This is a genomic window from Paraflavitalea soli (assembly GCF_003555545.1).
Lineage (GTDB): Bacteria > Bacteroidota > Bacteroidia > Chitinophagales > Chitinophagaceae > Paraflavitalea > Paraflavitalea soli.
This window is the reverse complement of the sequence record NZ_CP032157.1, coordinates 3,694,641-3,713,231: the sequence shown is the minus strand read 5'-3', so window position 1 is coordinate 3,713,231 and position 18,591 is coordinate 3,694,641. Positions and strand designations below refer to the sequence as shown.

Below are 18,591 nucleotides of genomic sequence, written 5' to 3'. Positions count from 1 at the left end.
ACTCTACCATGGAAATAACATTTATAGCACACCTAAGCAGCTTGTTTGATAGCGGTCAATTACCACTCCATTAGTTTATTCGTATCGGTTTGTTCCTGAAAAGGTACAATTCATACTGATTGCTATTTTCTACTTAACACACCCTCGTTATTTTGGTCTTTGGACAATAATATTGTTCAGGAAGCCATTGTATAGTATACAATATCGTTAAGACAATCTATCAGATAGATCATTTCTTAAGGAGAACGCCGAAATCCTAGAAAAGTCAGGCGGAGGATGCTGAAAATCCTAAGAGTAAGCGCAAACCTAATCATCTCTTTTTATGAAATTGTTTAAACCCTTTGCATTGCTTGCGATTGCTGCTGCTTCCGTAGTTATGCTGACTTCTGCTGTGCCTTACAGCGAGAAACCTGCCGACAAAACGCCTGTTAACGTACAGAAAGCTACCCTGGCCTGGGAAAAAGCTGCAGCCGATGGCAATGTTTCAACCAAAGAATTGAAAGGTATTGTTACCGAATTGAAAGGTAGCAAGCTGACCCTGAAAGAAAAGGTTGGCCTGAAACTTTTTGGTAAGAAGATCACTTCCAAGATGAATGCAGTACCCCGTGATGGCGACAAATCACAGGTAATTGCCCTCATCCTTTGTATCGTTGTAGGTGGTCTTGGTATTCACAGGTTCTACCTGGGTTACACCTGGCAAGGTATTGTTCAACTGTTGACTTTGGGTGTTTGCGGTATCTGGACACTGATCGACCTGATCCGTATCATCACTGGCGACCTGCAGCCTAAAAATGGCACTTATACCACCACTTTATAATTTTTGATGGAAAGGTTCCGGCTTTGCCTGGAGCCTTTTCTTTTATTTACTGAACAATGCAATTCCGTTATTTATATACTATTGCCAAGCTGGTCTTTATTGTTGCAACCCCCATCGTATTATTAATACTGCCGGCCGATTTTTTTGATAAAGGAGAAGCCGTCTGCTTATCCAGGGTACTTTTCAATGTAGAATGTTATGCCTGTGGGCTCACCAGGGCCTGTATGCACCTCATTCACTTTGAATTTGAAGAAGCCTATGCATACCACATGCTATCCTTCGTCATTTTCCCTGTATTGGCTGGATTTTGGGTCTTCTGGTTCTTAAAAGAGCGGAAAGTGTTCTTAAAGATGCGGGCGGCGTTGCGGCAGGCACAGCCCCAGCCCCAGGCATAGGAATTAGCGGGATCAACAATAAAAAAAGCAGGCCATCGAAACCGATAGCCTGCTTTTTTATTAAGAGATTCTTATACTTTACTTCTTTCCGCCACCCAGGTGGATCTGGAAGCCCACTTTAAAGCCGAAAGTGTTCAGGTTGTCATCAGCATATGCATCTCCGCCCATTGAACGGTACTGAACTGCTAATTCGAGCGCTGTGTTAGGTGTCAGGAAGATAGCAGGACCGGCAGAAATAGCGAATCCATTCTGGCTTGCGCTTTCACCTCCATCCTTCACAGAACCAAAACCATAACTGGCATCAGCAAAAACGTTGACTTTTTGTGCTGCTTCGAGGAAGTAATAACGAACGAATGGTGAAATTAAGAACTCACTGGAAGCGTCTTCGCCTTTGTACTTTAAACTGGTCAGGTCTACACGAAGACCACCCGCCAGTTTATCGATGAAGAAATATCCAGCATTAGGGCTGAATGTAAATTGTGTAGCTTTAACTTCCCCTCTTTTGTGTGATTCAAAGCCAGCACTACCACCAACTAACCATTGGCCTTTGTTTACCTGTGCGAAAACTCCTTGTACTGCAATTGTCATTAATGCTGCGAATAAAACCTTTTTCATTTTGCGGTTTTTTAGGTTAATTAGAAATGAATGTAAAAACTACTAGTAGCAATTCGACTATAAAAAAGGTATAAATGACATTTTTATTGTGTATGTATTTACAATTTTTTTTATTGGCAACTGTACTGGGTAGTTAGTGTACGTGAAACATGTTATACATTGTATCCGGGTGGTATTAATGAATCAGGCATCTTCATCTTATTGGTTATACAATACACGTATGCTTATTAACCAGTATTTAACAGGCAGCCTATTGCTGATTATTGAATGCTAACAGGTATCTGTATGTATAGAAATTAACTGACCCGGTACAATAATAAATGGCTTATTGCTGCGTTATGGTAGACTTAAATCAATACCGTTGATAAGATCACGTTATTGTTGTAACAAAGGAAAAACTAAAAGTCATGAAAAAGATTTTCTTAATGGTCCTATGTGCTGCTTCCTTCCTCGCAGGGCAGGCGCAGGTTAAGCTCGGCGTAAAAAGTGGATTTAATTTGGCTAATATTTCCGGCGATGTAAGTAATAACGACATGAAGCTTAGTTTTCATGTTGGTGGTTTCGCAAATATCCCCCTGGTAGATCGTTTTAGTTTGCAGCCTGAATTCGTATTCTCCAGGCAGGGCGCTAAGTTTGACGATGAAGGCGATGATACCAAGCTGCGACTGAATTACCTCAACGTACCTGTGCTGGGCCAGTATAATGATCCTTCAGGTTTTTATGCCGAGACAGGCCCTCAGTTTGGTTTCCTGATCAATGCCAAGGTAAAGGAAGATGGTAGGGTACACGGCGTCAGCAGTGCTTATAAATCCCTGGATATATCCTGGGCATTTGGTGCTGGTTACAGGGTCACCAACGAAGCAAGCATAGGCCTTCGCTGGAACCTGGGCTTAACCGATGTTTCAGACTATGCAGGCAAAATACGCAACAGCGTATTACAGATAGGCGTTGCTTATACCCTCGGAACATTCTAATAAACAGGCCCCGATGGCCTAAACATATTCTTTAGGAGAAAACCACTGTCATTGGCAGTGGTTTCTTATTTTTATGGAAATTTTTCTTTGTAGAGGATCCTGTTAAAGATCCAGGTGGCCTTGAAGAGACTAATATTATTTGCATGAAAACGGTATTGAACGAACAGCAACTGGCTATAACTATCAAACGCCTGGGCCACCAGATACTGGAAAATCACGTCAACCTCGAAAATACAGTACTGATTGGCATACAACCCCGGGGCATCTTCGTCTCCGACCAGATCGTACGCGAGATACGTGAATTAGTGCCCGCCAACCTGGTTAAATACGGAAAACTGGACATCACCTTCTACCGGGATGATATCCGCAATTCCCTGCAGTCACCCAACCATACAGATATCCCCTTTAGCATAGAGAACAAAAATGTGGTCATCATCGATGATGTACTGTATACCGGGCGTACCATCCGGGCCGCTCTCGATGCCTTGATGGGCTTTGGCCGCCCTGCAAAAGTGGAGTTGTGTATCCTCATCGACCGCCGTTTTAGCCGGCAGCTCCCTATTCAGGCCGACTATGTAGGCAAATCCATCGATTCCATCATCTCCCAGAAAGTAAAAGTATTTTGGAAGGAAAGGGATGGAAAAGAAGAAGTTGTGTTATTGTAAGATGTTAGTATCCTGTGCGATACCTTATTTTGTACCTTATTGTATTTTGCTATAATTTTGCTGCCCGACATGCAACTTTCAGTTAAACATCTGCTCGGCATCAGGGATCTTACCCGGCAAGACATCCAGCTTATCTTAGATACTGCTACGGAATTCAAAGAAGTATTGCAAAGACCCATCAAAAAAGTTCCTTCCCTGAGGGATGTGACCATCGTCAATTTGTTTTACGAGAATTCTACCCGTACCCGTATTTCCTTCGAATTGGCGGAGAAAAGGCTCAGCGCCGATACCATTAATTTTACCGCCAGCGGTTCTTCTGTTTCTAAAGGAGAAACCTTGCTGGATACTGTTAATAATATCTTGTCCATGAAAGTGGATATGGTGGTGATGCGGCATAGCGCCAGCGGCGCCCCTCACTTCCTGGCAAAGCATATCCCCGCTGCCATCATCAATGCCGGCGATGGGATCAATGAACATCCCACACAAGGCCTGTTGGATGCTTTTTCCATGCGCGAAAAGCTGGGCAAGCTGGAAGGCTTGAAAGTGGCCATCATTGGCGATATCATGCACTCCCGCGTGGCCATGAGCAATATCTACCTCCTTAAGAAAATGGGCGCCGAAATAATGGTGGCAGGCCCGCCTACACTGATACCAAAGTATATCAAAGAAGCCTTCGATGTACGCGTGGAATACAACCTCAAAAAAGCATTGGAGTGGTGTGATGTGGCCAATGTATTGCGTATCCAGCTGGAGCGCCAGAACCAGGTGCTTTTTTCTTCCCTGCGCGAGTACAGCCTGGCCTATGGTATTAATAAGCGCCTGTTGGATAGCCTGAATAAAGAGGTGGTGATCATGCACCCCGGGCCCATTAATCGGGGCGTGGAACTGGACAGCGATGCGGCAGATAGCAAACAGGCCATCATTCTGCAACAGGTGGAAAATGGAGTAGCAGTACGTATGGCAGCCCTTTACCTGCTTTCAGGCGGACGGGGAACCATGAATTAAGTATATTACGTCTTATTCCTGCATATTGCGCATTAAGCCTTGTTCCTTAAAATCCTCTTATGCAACGAATTGCCTTATTTCCCGGGACGTTTGATCCTATCACCATCGGTCACCTTGATATCATCAACCGGGCCTTGCCTTTATTTGATAAACTGGTGATTGGTATAGGACGCAACATCAACAAAACACCCATGTTTTCCGATGATCAGCGTATCTCCTGGATAGAAGAGATCTACAAGGACAACCCCAAAGTAAGTGCAGTATTATATGAAGGACTGACCGTTGATTGCTGTCAGAAAGTAGGCGCCAACTTCATCGTACGCGGCATCCGCTACGTAAACGATTTTGAGTACGAAAAGGCGATCGCCGACATGAACCGTAGCCTGGATAACAATATCGAAACCGTTTTCCTGACCTGCCTTCCCCAATTCACGTCTGTAGCATCCACCCTGGTACGCGATGTATTAAGGAATGGAGGCGATGTCATGAAATTCCTGCCCGATGTAGTAGCCAGGTCACTCGAACAACGGAAGAAATACGAGGTCTGATGCAGGAAGCCAGCAGTTTGTAATGAGCGTAATAAACAAGGTTCGATAATGCAGTAATTGAGTGCCTTACGTCCTATTGTCGACTGCCGATATACCTTCAAAAATCACTACATGATCTGGTTCCACAAGTCTGTACAGGTAAACGATATTCAACCTTTAGGCAAGAATACCATTGGTGAACTGATTGGTCTCGAATTCACCGAAATAGGCCCTGACTTTCTGAAAGGACGTATGCCTGTTGATCATCGTACACATCAGCCTTATGGCCTGTTGCATGGAGGTGCCTCCTGCGTATTGGCCGAAACATTGGGCAGCGTAGCTTCTGCATTGGTGATCGATCAATCGAAGTTCATTTGTGTAGGACTGGAAATTAATGCCAACCATATACGCGGCGTACGGGAAGGATTTGTAACCGGTACCGCCACGCCCATCCATATTGGCGCTTCTACCCATGTATGGGATATCAGGATACAGGACGAAAGAGACAAGCTCGTATGCATCAGTCGTCTTACAGTAGCTATTTTGCCCAAGAAATAATACCCCTCCATGAGACTTCTTATCCTTTTCCTGTTATTCAGCACCATAGGAACTTGTCTGGCCCAACCTACAAGACCGGCTGATTATGGATTGAAAGCATTTTCTATCCAGCATAAAAAATTGGGCACTATCAATTTCTATGTATCTGCCACAGGAATTGACTCCGTTAAACCATTATTAATAGCACTCGATGGCTCCGGCCATTTTCCCCTGACCACCCTTGTACAGTTGAAAAAGCATATGCTGGTATACAATTCATTTGACAATGATATACTACAGCTGGCCGATAAGTTCCATATTGTACTGATCAGCAAACCAGGCGTTCAGTTTTGTGATACCGTAGTGATAGATGCAGACAGTGTAAAGGCTGGTGAGGTGGCTGAGCACATGAAGCCGCCGGCAGAATATGTAAAGCGCGCAAGCTTGTATTGGCGTTCAGAGGCCGCTTCTGCAGTGATCAATTACCTGTACAAAAAGATACCTGTCAATAAACAGAAGGTAATCGTGTATGGGTATTCTGAAGGCGGGCAGGTGGTGCCCAGGCTGGCTGCTATTAATAAGAAAATTACCCATTGCGCCAGCATCGTAGGAGCGGGCTTGAACCAGTTTTATGATTGGATCACCAAAGAGCGTGTGGCCGCTGCTAAAGGAGAGATTTCCCTACAAGAAGCACAACGGCGAATTGATTCCCTGATGTTGGTGTTTGCTGATATTTACAAACATCCAACGGCTACAGACAAAGAGTGGGAGGGCCACGCTTATCAGCGCTGGGGTAGCTATTGCAAGGATATTCCCCTGGAGTCCCTTACCAAACTTACCATTCCCATATTTATGGCTGTGGGCAGCAATGATACCAATTCACCCATCTATGGACTTGATTACGTGCCCCTGGAATTCCTGCGGCTGGGAAAGCAAAACCTAACCTACAAAGTATACCCCACCGATCATTTTTTCAATGAGGTAAAGCCATCGGCTGGAAAGGAAGAAGTGATTAGCCATAAACACGAGATGATTGAAGACCTGCTGAAGTGGCTGGGGCAATGAGTTTACAAATAGCCGCCTGCCTGTAGCACATCTATGATCGAGGGGAAAGTATTATTCGTATACTGCTTCACATTTGCTGCAGGCACCCATTTCAATTCAGTGATCTGTTCTTCCGACTGAGGTACCAATGCCTGCTGACCTGGTGCTTTCAGTAAATACCAGTGTGACTCCTTCAATATATGCTTGCCGCTTTCATCATAAGTATGGTAAGTAACGATCAGCGGTTTTTCAAGGAGCACGGTATGCAATCCTGTTTCTTCTTCTACCTCACGCACAGCACAGGTTTCCAGCGATTCTCCGGGGTCCAGCTTCCCCTTGGGAAGATCCCATTTACCACGACGCAACATCATTAATATCTCCCCCGCGTCATTCAATACCAGCCCACCGGCTGCCTGCACCAGCGTAAACTTCTTCCGAAACGTCTTTTCCAGTTCAGCCAGGTTCGAATGGAGGAAAATGCCGGCATGTATTTTGGCCAGGCGCATTTCATGGATCATCGAATTAACGCCCGGAGTAGAGAATTCATCGATCAATATGGCATCATCATGATGCGCATACGGCTCTATTTCCGGAGTGATCTCATCCGTCAGGAATAAAGGTTTGTCGTTGAAGTAGATCTTGATGTGCATAAATAATTTTCCATTTTCCCGGCTCATCCGCCAATTTCGCCGGACTGAATAAAATCACTCTATGTCCCAGAACGAAAAAGCAGTAGCCGAAAAGCTATTACAAATTAATGCTATTAAATTAAATCCCGGAGAACCTTTTACCTGGGCTTCCGGTTGGAAAAGCCCTATTTATTGCGACAACCGCAAAGTATTGTCTTTCCCCTATATCCGTGATTTCATTAAATCAGAGATGTGTAATGTGATCTTTGAACAGTTTCCCGAAGCCGATTTACTGGCCGGAGTAGCTACTGCAGGTATTGCATGGGGCGCCATGGCAGCCGATCAGCTGAAACTACCCTATATATATGTGCGCCCCAAGCCTAAGGAACACGGCATGGGCAACCAGATTGAAGGAGCTTATACACCTGCCCAGAAAGTGGTGGTAATTGAAGACCTGATTTCTACCGGTAAAAGCAGCCTCCAGGTAGTGGATGTATTGAAGGCAGCCGGGCTGGAAGTGATCGGTATGGTGTCTATCTTTACCTACGGTTTCCCGGTGGCTGCGGCTGCTTTTGAAAAAGCCGGTATTCCTTATCGCTCCCTCACCAATTATCCCGTTCTCATTGATCTGGCCATTGAAAAAGCGCTTGTAACCCTTGATCAGCAGGAGGTTTTGTTAAAGTGGAGCCAGGACCCTGGCAACTGGACAGGGAAATAGCTATATTTGAGAAAACTATGTCTGTATGAAGAAGCTATTTCTATTGGCTGTAGCCATCACCGGCATCCTGACCACAGGATTTGGACAAGTTAAGAAAGGAGTCCAGACAGTCGCCATTAAAACCCCTACCGTTCAGTGCGAAAGCTGCAAAAAGCGCATTGAAGAATTCCTGAAGCGCGAAGACGGTGTGCAAAAAGTGAATGTGGATTATAAAAAGAAAGTGACCAAGGTTACTTTTGTCGCTGAGCGCACCAATGTGGAGAATATTAAAGCAGGTATTGCCAATGCAGGGTATGATGCGGATGATGTAACTGCCGACGCAGAAGCGTACAAAAAGCTGCCCAAATGCTGTAAAAAGCCGGAAGATGGCGGCGGCGGGGAGCACTGATATTAGTATTAAAAGACCTGGATACAATAGGTTTGAAACGACCATTTTCTGCTGGAAAATGGTCGTTTTTTTATGTCCTGGAATGCCCCTGGAAGGCTGGCAGTTTGGCAGATTTTGGAGGATCCTGCCGGGAATCAATAAAAGGATCGACGCCTGTCTGGTAATAGTAGCAACCCCATAGATCAGCCTACCATCAGCCGTATATCAGCCGTGGACTAGCCTACCCGGGAGTAAACCGAACGTAAACCTGAAGTAAACTTAAAGTAAACCGAAAGTAAAGTGAAAGGGCTAAACGGAGCCCGAAGGAGAGCAAACAGGTGAATAGACCTGCCGCGAAAGGGAGTAAAGAAAGACCTGCATCGTCATCATCTGGGTCGCTTTTGGGGATGATCTGGAGGCCGCTAAAGCCTCTATAAATTTACTGTTATTATGGCTGAATAAGCGGAAAATGATTGCAGCTCCGTTCCATTTTTCTACCTCAAAACTGCACATGTTAAAGGCCTCTGCAGCTAGTCATATTTGCCCGTAGAAGGTGAGCCCGCCAGGTAAAATTCCATCTGCTACATCAGGACGTAATTGACTTATTTTGAAGAGTTGCTGACTGAGGCAAAAATGCCCTTCGCTGAGGGTGCCGTCTTGAGTCCCCGTACGGCAGCAATCCTGTTAAGATAGGGTAGTGCTGGCTTCTTTAATTGCACCGTCTTTACTGGTCAAAAATGCCCTCCGAATTCCGCTTCCCGGACAGTCATAATTGCCCGGAGGCGGGAAGCCTGCCAGGTAAATTTCCTCTTTCTAAAACAGGGCGTAATTGACTTACTGTAATGTGCCGTTGACTAAGGCAAAGATGTCCTTCAGCGAGTAGCCGTTTATGCCTCCTGCATGGTAATAAATCCTTTCAAAATAGGGTAAGTTGCTGCCCCAACTGTCCTTGCCAGCCTGGTCAAATATGCCCTTTGGGATGGGCTCCCCAGAAAGTCATAATTGGCCGGGGGGCCAGCGGTTGCCAGGAAGGTTTCCTGGCGCTGAAAAAGGGCATAAATGACTCTACTACCCATAGCCCGGATTAACCCTCCCAATGGCGACAATGAAGCCTTTATCCTTGGTTTATACCGGAAATAAAACGACAAAATTTGTTCTGAGCGGACTATTACGGCTGTCTAAAATGCCCTCTTAAAGGGTATTTTCCGGGAGCTAAAAAGGGTAGACTGGGAGGTTTACAGGCAGATTTCTCCTTTCAGTAAAGAGTCAAAATAGCCTTAATCTGGAAGGTTTCCAGCTAGATTTTACCTTGTCAATATTGGTCAAACATGACCTGATAAGACGGCTCTTAGGCAGGTCAAAATTGCCATTCTAAATGGGTGCCTGAAGCCCTTATCCTTACCGTTACCGGGAAAAATGAGGCAGGATTTGATGTAAGCTACCTGTTTGCTTGATGTCAAAAACGACCTTCCAAGTCTTTTCCCCAAGAGTCTAAAATGACCTGTCGGGTGACGCTTTCAGGAGACAAAAAAAGGGTAGGCCGGGAGGTTTTCAGGCAGATTTCCCCTCTCTCCAAAACGTCAAAATAGACCTCCGTCGCCCTTCTCTGCTCGCCCATCTGCAGGTCAAAATTGTCCCGCTCACCAGGCCCTTCAAAGCTCTAGTCCCGGCAAAAATGAAAGAGAATTTGCGCAGGACGAGCCGTTTGCCACTGTCAAAAACGACCCTTCAGGTCCCTTTTCCAAAAGTCAAAGATGACCTTTAGGAGCTGCTCTCCAAGAGTCAAAAAAGGGCCAAGGTCAGAAGGTTTTCAGGCAGATTTCCCCTCTCTCCAAAACGTCAAAGTAGACCTCCGTTGCGCGTCTCTGCTAGCCTATCTATAGGTCAAAGTTGTCCTCTTCACCAGGCCCATTAAAGCCCTTATCCTTGCCGTATACCAGAAAAAATGAGTGAAAAATTGTTCTGAACGAGACGTATATGACTGTCAAAAACGACCTTTCAGGACCATTGGCCAAAAGTCAAAGATGACGTTTAGGAGCTGCTCTCCAGAGTCAAAAAAGGGATAGGCTGGGAGGTTTTCAGGCAGATTTTCCCTCTCTCCAAAACGTCAAAGTAGACCTCCGTTGCCCGCCTCTGCGAGCTTATCTATAGGTCAAAGTTGTCCTCTTCACCAGGCCCATTAAAGCCCTTATCCTTGCCGTATACCAGAAAAAATGAGTGAAAAATTGTTCTGAATAAGACGTATGAGAATGTCAAAAACGACCTTTCAAGCTTAAATCCGGGAAGTCATAATTGCCTTAGGCCGCTGGTTTTTAAGAAGATTCTGTTCTCCTGGACCGGGGCAAAATAGACCGTCGTCAGCTAAGACAGATAAAGTCAAAGTTGCCCTTCAGAGGTGCCGCTTTCAAAAGCTGCTAAATATCGGACAATGAGAAAAATATCCCCGCCGGGCGATCGGGAGACCTTGGGGTAGCTGTCGAAAATGACCTTTTTTTGTCGCTCCGCCAAAGGTCAAAATTGCCCTGCTCAGTAGCCCTTTTGAAGCCCTTATCCCTCGCGTATAACAAAAAAATAAGGGAGAGATCTGCTTTACGCAAGCCCCAAAATGATGTCAAATATGACATTGGCATAGCACCCCACCATGAACGAAATGGACCTTCCAACCGGTGATCCGGAAAGTCAAAAATGACCCCTCCCGGCCTTCCAATACTCCATCATCTTTAAGGCAAAATTGACCTCCCTACTGCCTCTTTTAGATCAGCTATAATTTTACAATCTGCCGATTCCTGGTCAAATCGGAGCGTCAAAAATGACCGCCATTCTACAGCCTTTTGAGGGCCAGAATTTGAATAATGCATCTCCAAAGAGGATGTTTTTTCGACCAGGCTCATTTTTGAGATGAGTCAAAAATGACCACACCTCAACCTGCTTATCTGGGGCTATTTAGACCTGGATTTTTCACCCGAAATGAAAATTGAACGGTTTAACCAGCTCCTTTCTGCAACCCCTTTTTGCTGAAAACCGGCCAAAGGGCCATCCATAAGAATGCCCCATTTTATAAAAAATGGGGCATTTCAATTTTGAAGAATATCTTTTTCCGGCAGTCAGGTAGGAGCAAAAATGGGTAGTTTGAACTTCCTGAAAACAATTGAACAGAAATTAATATGACCTGCTTTTCGTATTGTGTACGTCTTTTGTGACCTGATTGGTGCGCCCTTTTTATCAACTTGATTAGGTCTTTTTAGACCTTTGGTCGAGAAATTTAAAACTGCAATTTTTGCTTCCCTTCATACTTTATCGGGTAATTAATGAAAATTCCACCTCGCCCAATTCTGGCTTTTCCATCCAATTTGATGAGCACCTCATCCTGGCCGCCACCAAAACTTTGCAGCAAACTCATCGCCGTTGTTGACATATTGACAGTCAAAGTGACCGGCAAATAGAAGGTATCCTTCCGCGGGATCTTGATCGTTGAGTCCAGCAAACTATGCCCAAAATAGCTGTTGTTGACATAGACATCCACCTCCGCCCGCTTCATCGTAACCGGGTATTTGTTGGGATTATAGTAGCCAACTTCTGCCGCTACGGTCGATTCCTTAAACCCCAATTTGACCACTTTAATGTTCCGGATACCCAGGTAATCGAACCCGGTTGGCTTGGCACAGGCGATCAGCAGGATGGGGAAGAAGGCTATTAGAAGCGTTTTTTTCATGTCTATTTTTTGTGGACACAAAGTAGGGGATAAATTTTTCCTGCCAAAAACGGGGTTGTACATTTATGAAAATCTTTGCTAAAAAGTTTAGAGATTTTGTGCGACTATTTAGGTGAAAGCATTCAATATCAATACCTAATTTGTTTAGCTTACAATTTATTCTTTATTGAACTAGTCTAAAACATTTTATGCACGGTTATGTAAAATTTTTGTTGGACTAAAATTGCACATCAAACAGTTGTTTTACAACAAAAATAAAATCTTGATAAACGGGCTCTATCATCATTTGTTTATGAATACTATTGTAGTTGAAAGTCAGTATTTTGCACCTTGTATCTTCTATAAAAATGTAAATAAAATTTCACATGTTGAGTTTGACGTATATGAGACATGGCAAAAAATGAGTTTTCGGAACAGATGCACCATCATGGGCGCCGGCGGGCCGGTTACTTTGAGCATCCCGCTCGAAGAAGGCAGAAGTCAGCGGAGGTTAATGAAGGATGTCCGGATCGCCAACCGGTACCCCTGGCAATCCCAACATTGGAAAACGATCATGTCCTGTTACAACCGGTCGCCCTGGTTCGAATTTTACCGCGATGAGCTCGAAGTCCTTTTCCAAAAGCAGGTCAATTTCCTGGTCGACTGGAACCTGGCATGTTGGGAATGGACCCTCAAAAAATTGGGCTGGGAGATTTCCACGGAAACCACCACGGAGTATATAGTGCATTATGATATGACAAAATGGCTTGATCTCAGAAGTAAGATATTACCCAAATCTATTATGCAAAATTTCCCCGAACCGGTGGTTTATCGGCAGGTTTTTGAGGACCGCACCGGGTTCGTTCCTCACTGTTCCATTTTGGACCTGCTTTTTTGTGAGGGCAAAAATGCCCGGGTGATCCTGGCGAAGGAAGGAAGCTAGGATGATGAGTACCCTAAACTAGCTGGCAACTTTTTCCGGACAGATAGAGAGGTATATTTCTGCCGATCCAATTATTTTACTTAAAGTAGGATTATTTATCATGCATGCTGGATATCCCAAAATACCCAGTTAAATCAACTAAGGCCACCCGTTATTTTCTTATATTGCAATAACACCCTTCCTCCTAAAACGGGGGGACTTCATGAGAAAAATTACACTGCTTATTTGCCTGGTATTTTTAACCTCCTTATCCTGGTCGCAAGACTTTACGAATAAAGGGAAAGAGTTTTGGTTGGGCTATGGTAACCACCAGCAGATGTATGCCGACCGGTCCGCTTACCCCGGCATGGATGTCTACGTTACTTCCGATGTCAATACCGAGGCCACCCTCGAACTTCCGGGATTGGGCACCTCCCAGACTTATACAATCAATGCCAACCAGCTTACCAGGATCACCATTCCTTCCCAGGCCTTCCTCGACAATGAAGGCACTTTTGATAAAGGCATCCACCTTACCTCCCTCAAGCCCGTGGTGGTGTATGCCCACATTTATTACTCTTCTGTTTCCGGCGCCTCGCTCTGTTTGCCCGTATCTACCCTGGGCAGGGAATACTACTCCGTCAATTTCAGGCAGGAAGCCCAGGCCGATGTGAACGCCAATTCCTACTCCTGGTTTTTTGTAGTGGCTACAGAAGACAACACCGATATTGAAGTGACCCCCTCTGCCGATACACGTACCATGACCGCCGGACAAACCTATACCCGCACTTTACAAAAAGGACAGGTGTACAATGTGCTCGCCCGGACAGACCTTACTGGTTCCGTCATCAAGTCTGTGGATAATGGAGCAGGGTGTAAAAAGATTGCCGTGTTCTGTGGCAGTGGTCGTATTGGAATTGGATGTGTACCCGGGGGAGTCAATTCATCCGACAATCTCTTTCAGCAAATGTACCCTTCCAGTACCTGGGGTAAAAAATACCTGACCGTGCCGAGCATGACCCGGCCGCTCAATTTTTACCGCATCATCAGGCCCGACCCTGCAGCCGTCGTCAGGAGGGATGGTATCGTAATTCCTGCCGCCAGTTTTACCAATAATTTCTACTACCAGTTTTCCGATGGCTTACCCCATGTCATTGAATCCGACAAGCCCATCCTGGTGGCCCAGTATTTTACTACCCAGAATTGCGGGGAAGCTACCAACAATGGCGATCCAGAAATGATCTACCTCAGCCCCGTAGAACAAACCATCAACAAGGTTACCCTGGCATCCATGCGCCTGATCAATAACCTCGACAATTCGCATTTCATCAACGCCGTGGTGAAGAACAGCCCTGCCGCTATCAACACCTTTAAAATTGACGGCGTTTCCTATGCCACCAGTTTTATACAGCATCCGACTGACCCTGCCTACGCCTATGCCCAGATCCAGGTCAACGGACCTTCCACCCATACCATTACCTGTGATACCGCCTTCAATGCGATCGCTTATGGTTTTGGCCGCACAGAGTCGTACGGTTACTCCGCCGGCAGCAACCTGAAGGACCTGTACCAATTTGTCTCTGTTCAAAACCCATATGGCGTTGTCCATTTCCCGGCGGGTTGCAAAAACACTCCCTTCCGGTTAGCGATGACTTTTCCCTACCAGCCCATCGAGATCAAATGGATCTTTGGACCCGCCCTCAATGCGTTGGGTTTTACAGATGTCAACATCCCGGGCCCCGTAGCCGATTCTTCCTGGGTGGTAGATGGCCGCACCCTGTATCGTTACAAACTGCCCCAGCAATTTACCATTGCTACCCCGGGCACATACCCCATCATCATCAAGGCGAATAATCCGACCGCCGATGGGTGCAACGGTGAGCAGCAGATCGATTACGACCTCGAGATCTTCGAGCGGCCCAAAGCCGATTTTACCTTCACCGCAAAATGCCTGGGCGACCCGGTCAGTTTTACCGACAAGATAGATGGTCAGGGCCGCGAAGTTTTTAAATGGTTCTGGGATTTTAAAGATGGCAATACCAGCCCCCTCAAAGATGTTACCCATACCTATGCAGCAGCCGGCATATACGACGTGGCCCATTGGGGAATCACAGACGTTGGATGCCTGTCCGATACCGTTAAAAAAATGGTAGAGATCGCCGCATTGCCCAATGCCGGTTTTACCATCTCGCCCATCCACTGCCAGGACTCCCTCATCACCTTCACCAACCAGTCAACGGTGGTAGGAGGTACCCTGTCAAAATGGACCTGGTCCTTTGGCGATAATTCGTCCGTGGTGGCAGCCAATGGCAACCCCATTACCCATGCTTATGCTGCCCCCGGAAATTATACCGTTGGCCTGGTGGCCGAAACTACTTTTGGATGTAAAAGCACGATCTTTGAATTGCCCCTCACCATCCACCCAAAACCGGTGGTTGATTTCAGTCTTCCGGGCGCCATTTGCCTGCCCGCAGGTACGGCCACTTTTGGCAGCCTCTCAACCATCGCAGATGGTACCCAAAACCTCTTTACTTACCTATGGGATTTTGGGGATGGCGTCACCGCTACGGGAAGCAATCCTGTGCACCAGTTTACCGGGGTAGGTCCGTACGATATTAAACTCACCGTTACTTCCAATAACCAATGCGTAGCCAGTAAAGTAAAACCCGTCAATACCATTTACCCGCAGCCTAAGGCCGACTTTACCGTGAGTAGCGAAGTGTGCCTGGCCGCCCCCATCCAATTCACCGATAAAAGCGATGGTAAGGGAAGTGCTGTCAACGAATGGCATTGGGATTTTGGTAATACGCAGGCCTCCCTCCAGCAGAACAATACCATCACCTATGCGGCAGCCGATACTTTTGAGGTAAAGCTGTCCGTGGTCACAGATAAAGGTTGTAGATCCGATACCGCCACCCGGCAGGCCATTGTTCATCCATTGCCGATGGCTGCATTTACCGTTGCTGCTCCCACCTGTGAAGGCGCTCCCGTACGTTTTACAGACGCTTCTGCTCCCGGCGTGGGTACATTGGCCCGGTGGCAATGGTCCTTTGGAAATGGTAATACAGCCACAGTACCTGATCCCGTCACCACCTACGCAACTGCCAATACCTATACTGCCAGCCTGAGCGTGGAAAACAGCAAGGGTTGTGTGAGCTCCCTGGTGTCGCAGCAGGTAGCTATACACCCCATGCCCGTGCCCGATTTTACTGCACCCGAAGTGTGCCTGCTGGATGCTGTACAGTTTACCAGTACCGCCACCATCGCCGACAATAGCCAGGCCCAGTTCAATTATCTCTGGAGCTTTGGGAATGGCAATACTTCTACCCAGGCCAGTCCCCAATACAATTATGGAGCTGCCGGTGATTATTCCGTCAGCTTGGCCATTACTTCAAAAGATGGCTGTACCAAAAGCATCTCCCATCCCCTTACCGTCAATGGCGATGTGCGGAGAGGAGCTTTCAGGGTGGATAATGCCGCCGCCCTTTGTGCCAATAAAGAAGTGCTCATCCAGGATAATTCAGATGTGGTATCCGGCAAACTGGTGAAAGTGGAGATCTATTGGGATTATGCCAATGATCCCACCATCAAGACCGTGGATGATGATCCCGTGCAAGGAAAATCCTATACACATAAGTATCCTGATTTTGGTTCACCTGCTACCCGCAACCACCAGGTGCGTTACATAGCGTATTCAGGCGAAATTTGCTTCAAAACAGACGTGCAGGTGCTTACCCTCAAGGCAAGCCCGGTGGTGGAATTTAATGCCTTGCAGCCCGTTTGTGAGGAGGTGAAGCCGTTCGCCATTCAAACTGCCCGCGAAATATTTGGATTCAGCGGCTCAGGCAGCATCAGCGGCCCGGGTATGGCTGCCGATGGAATTACATTTAGTCCCACAGCGGCAAAGCCCGGTCTCCATACCCTGCAGTACGATTTTATGGCCAATAATGGCTGCTCCGCCTCCACTGAACAAACCATACGCGTGAATCCTACACCGATAGTAAATGCCGGTCCCGATAAAGGGGTGCTGGAAGGTGGTTTTGCAGTCTTGAATGGACAGTCAACAGGCACCAGGCTGCAATACCTGTGGACACCCAACCTGGGGCTGGACGACAATACCAAAGCTACCCCCAGGGTTAGCCCTGTGCAGGATATGACCTACACACTCACCGTGGTAACCGGTGATGGCTGCTCGGATAGCGATGCAGTGTTTGTACAGGTGTTGAAGAACCTCATTGTGCCCAATACATTTACACCGAATGGCGATAAGATCAATGATACCTGGAAAATATTGTACCTGGAATCTTATCCGGGCTGTACCGTGGATGTTTACAACCGCTATGGTCAGCGCGTATTCAATTCCATTGGCTATGGCCGCGAGTGGGATGGTACCGTCAATGGCAATCCGTTGCCAATAGGTACTTATTACTGGATCATTAATCCAAAGAATGGCCGGGCGCAAATGAATGGATCTGTGACGATCATAAGATGATGAGGAAAATAAGCCAGGGTGTAATACTGTAAGTGTGTTTGCAACAATGGCTCGCAGCTCACCGCTCGTAGCTTGCAGCTGTAATTTTGAAACCAACGTAAACCTGTGACATGAAGAACATAATTGCCTGCTTTTGTGGCGTAATGCTTTGTGTGGGTGCGCAGGCGCAGCAAAAGCCGCATTACACCCAGTATATACTGAACCAGTATATACTCAATCCTGCCCTCACCGGTATTGAAAATTATATTGATATAAAGGCCAGTCACCGCCACCAGTGGGTGGGTTTTGATGGAGCCCCTGTTACCACCTATGTCACCATTCACGGGCCTATTGGCAAAAAAGATTACCGCACGTCTGCTACTTCTTACCGGGTGCCCGGTGAAAATCCACGGGGAAAAAGCTATTGGGAAAATTATGAAGCTGCAGCCCCTCACCATGGTATTGGATTACAGATGATCAACGACCGTACCGGGCCCCTCAATAACTTTTCTATGTATGCTACCTATGCCTATCACATCGGCATCAGTGCACGCACCAGCCTGGCGGCGGGTTTTGGAGCAGGGTTTACCAATCTTAGCCTTAATACCAATAAGGTATTCCTGGGTATACAGGCCCCTGTTGATCCCGCTGTGTATACCAGCGGAGAGATCAATAATTTTAAGCCCGACTTTAATGCCGGCTTATATCTCTATTCTGCCGATTACTTTGTAGGCATATCTGCCCAGCAACTTATTCCGCAAAAGGTCAATTTTGCCAATAGCAGCGTGGTGGCACGCGATGGTAAGTTTGTGCCTCACTTGTTTGGTACTGCCGGTTACCGATTTCTGCTGGATGATGATTTTAACCTCATCCCTTCTATATTGGTAAAATACATCAAACCCTTACCCGTGCAGGCCGATCTCAACCTCAAACTGCAATACCAGGACCTGGCATGGATAGGCGCTTCCTACCGTAGCGGCGAAGGTTTTGCCGGTATGATCGGTATGAATATTTCCAACACCCTCAACGTAGGTTATGCCTACGACTATACTACTTCCAACCTCAACACCGTCAGTAAAGGCACCCATGAGATCATGATCGGTTTCCTCATCGGTAATAAATACGGCGACTGGTGCCCGAAGAATGTGTGGTAAAAAAGATATAGTCTACAAACTTGATTGTTTTCCACCATTTGTTAAATAATTCATTAATCG

At 46.4% G+C, this 18,591-nt stretch carries 16 protein-coding genes; 13 read left to right on the top strand and 3 right to left on the bottom strand.

Annotated features, from left to right (window positions below; genetic code table 11):
- Positions 1-322 precede the first annotated feature (322 nt).
- Both D3H65_RS33295 and D3H65_RS13525 read left to right on the top strand, forming a co-directional pair.
- A complete protein-coding gene (locus D3H65_RS33295; RefSeq protein WP_245999740.1) occupies positions 323-817 on the top strand; it encodes a TM2 domain-containing protein in 495 nt (164 codons plus the stop codon).
- Between the two features lie 56 nt (positions 818-873).
- The gene (locus D3H65_RS13525; RefSeq protein ID WP_119050829.1) at positions 874-1,212 is read left to right on the top strand and encodes a DUF2752 domain-containing protein; all 339 of its coding nucleotides are present in this window, start codon (positions 874-876) and stop codon (positions 1,210-1,212) included.
- A 78-nt stretch (positions 1,213-1,290) separates the two neighbouring features.
- Here the strand turns inward: D3H65_RS13525 and D3H65_RS13520 are convergent, their stop codons facing one another.
- On the bottom strand, positions 1,291-1,827 hold the full coding sequence (locus D3H65_RS13520; protein WP_119050828.1) for an outer membrane beta-barrel protein: 537 nt from the start codon (positions 1,825-1,827) through the stop codon (positions 1,291-1,293).
- A gap of 407 nt (positions 1,828-2,234) precedes the next feature.
- Here D3H65_RS13520 and D3H65_RS13515 point away from each other — a divergent pair, with 407 nt between their 5' ends.
- The 6 genes from D3H65_RS13515 to D3H65_RS13490 all read left to right on the top strand — a co-directional run bounded on the left by D3H65_RS13515 (position 2,235) and on the right by D3H65_RS13490 (position 6,600).
- On the top strand, positions 2,235-2,801 hold the full coding sequence (locus D3H65_RS13515) for a porin family protein (protein ID WP_119050827.1): 567 nt from the start codon (positions 2,235-2,237) through the stop codon (positions 2,799-2,801).
- Between the two features lie 143 nt (positions 2,802-2,944).
- Positions 2,945-3,466 carry a bifunctional pyr operon transcriptional regulator/uracil phosphoribosyltransferase PyrR gene (pyrR, locus tag D3H65_RS13510; RefSeq protein ID WP_119050826.1) on the top strand — a complete coding sequence of 174 codons (522 nt, stop codon included), beginning with the start codon at positions 2,945-2,947 and terminating at the stop codon, positions 3,464-3,466.
- A gap of 69 nt (positions 3,467-3,535) precedes the next feature.
- Positions 3,536-4,471: an aspartate carbamoyltransferase catalytic subunit gene (locus tag D3H65_RS13505; RefSeq protein WP_119054499.1), complete on the top strand. Its 936-nt coding sequence runs from the start codon at positions 3,536-3,538 to the stop codon at positions 4,469-4,471.
- A 59-nt stretch (positions 4,472-4,530) separates the two neighbouring features.
- Positions 4,531-5,019, top strand: coding sequence for a pantetheine-phosphate adenylyltransferase (coaD, locus tag D3H65_RS13500; RefSeq protein ID WP_119050825.1), 489 nt, complete (start codon positions 4,531-4,533; stop codon positions 5,017-5,019).
- Positions 5,020-5,130: 111 nt separating this feature from the next.
- Complete coding sequence (locus tag D3H65_RS13495) at positions 5,131-5,556, top strand: hotdog fold thioesterase (protein ID WP_119050824.1); 426 nt, start codon at positions 5,131-5,133, stop codon at positions 5,554-5,556.
- Positions 5,557-5,565: 9 nt separating this feature from the next.
- Positions 5,566-6,600 (top strand): alpha/beta hydrolase family protein, encoded by a 1,035-nt coding sequence (locus tag D3H65_RS13490; RefSeq protein WP_119050823.1) that lies wholly within the window; start codon positions 5,566-5,568, stop codon positions 6,598-6,600.
- Between the two features lie 2 nt (positions 6,601-6,602).
- Here the strand turns inward: D3H65_RS13490 and D3H65_RS13485 are convergent, their stop codons facing one another.
- Complete coding sequence (locus tag D3H65_RS13485; RefSeq protein ID WP_119054498.1) at positions 6,603-7,229, bottom strand: NUDIX hydrolase; 627 nt, start codon at positions 7,227-7,229, stop codon at positions 6,603-6,605.
- Between the two features lie 61 nt (positions 7,230-7,290).
- Here D3H65_RS13485 and pyrE point away from each other — a divergent pair, with 61 nt between their 5' ends.
- Together pyrE and D3H65_RS13475 are read left to right on the top strand one after the other, a co-directional pair.
- A complete protein-coding gene (gene pyrE, locus D3H65_RS13480) occupies positions 7,291-7,926 on the top strand; it encodes an orotate phosphoribosyltransferase (protein WP_119050822.1) in 636 nt (211 codons plus the stop codon).
- A gap of 25 nt (positions 7,927-7,951) precedes the next feature.
- Entirely contained in the window at positions 7,952-8,314 is a 363-nt protein-coding gene (locus D3H65_RS13475) for a heavy-metal-associated domain-containing protein (protein WP_119050821.1), read from the top strand.
- Positions 8,315-11,555: 3,241 nt separating this feature from the next.
- Here the strand turns inward: D3H65_RS13475 and D3H65_RS13470 are convergent.
- Positions 11,556-12,005, bottom strand: a complete 450-nt coding sequence (locus tag D3H65_RS13470; RefSeq protein WP_162915616.1) for an LEA type 2 family protein — start codon at positions 12,003-12,005, stop codon at positions 11,556-11,558.
- Positions 12,006-12,297: 292 nt separating this feature from the next.
- Between D3H65_RS13470 and D3H65_RS13465 the strand changes: the two genes are divergently transcribed.
- From D3H65_RS13465 to D3H65_RS13455, 3 genes are all read left to right on the top strand, one after another.
- Positions 12,298-12,927: a WbqC family protein gene (locus D3H65_RS13465; protein ID WP_162915615.1), complete on the top strand. Its 630-nt coding sequence runs from the start codon at positions 12,298-12,300 to the stop codon at positions 12,925-12,927.
- Between the two features lie 202 nt (positions 12,928-13,129).
- On the top strand, positions 13,130-17,398 hold the full coding sequence (locus D3H65_RS13460; RefSeq protein WP_119050818.1) for a gliding motility-associated C-terminal domain-containing protein: 4,269 nt from the start codon (positions 13,130-13,132) through the stop codon (positions 17,396-17,398).
- 110 nt (positions 17,399-17,508) lie between these two features.
- Positions 17,509-18,531, top strand: coding sequence for a PorP/SprF family type IX secretion system membrane protein (locus D3H65_RS13455; RefSeq protein ID WP_119050817.1), 1,023 nt, complete (start codon positions 17,509-17,511; stop codon positions 18,529-18,531).
- The last annotated feature ends 60 nt before the right edge of the window (positions 18,532-18,591 follow it).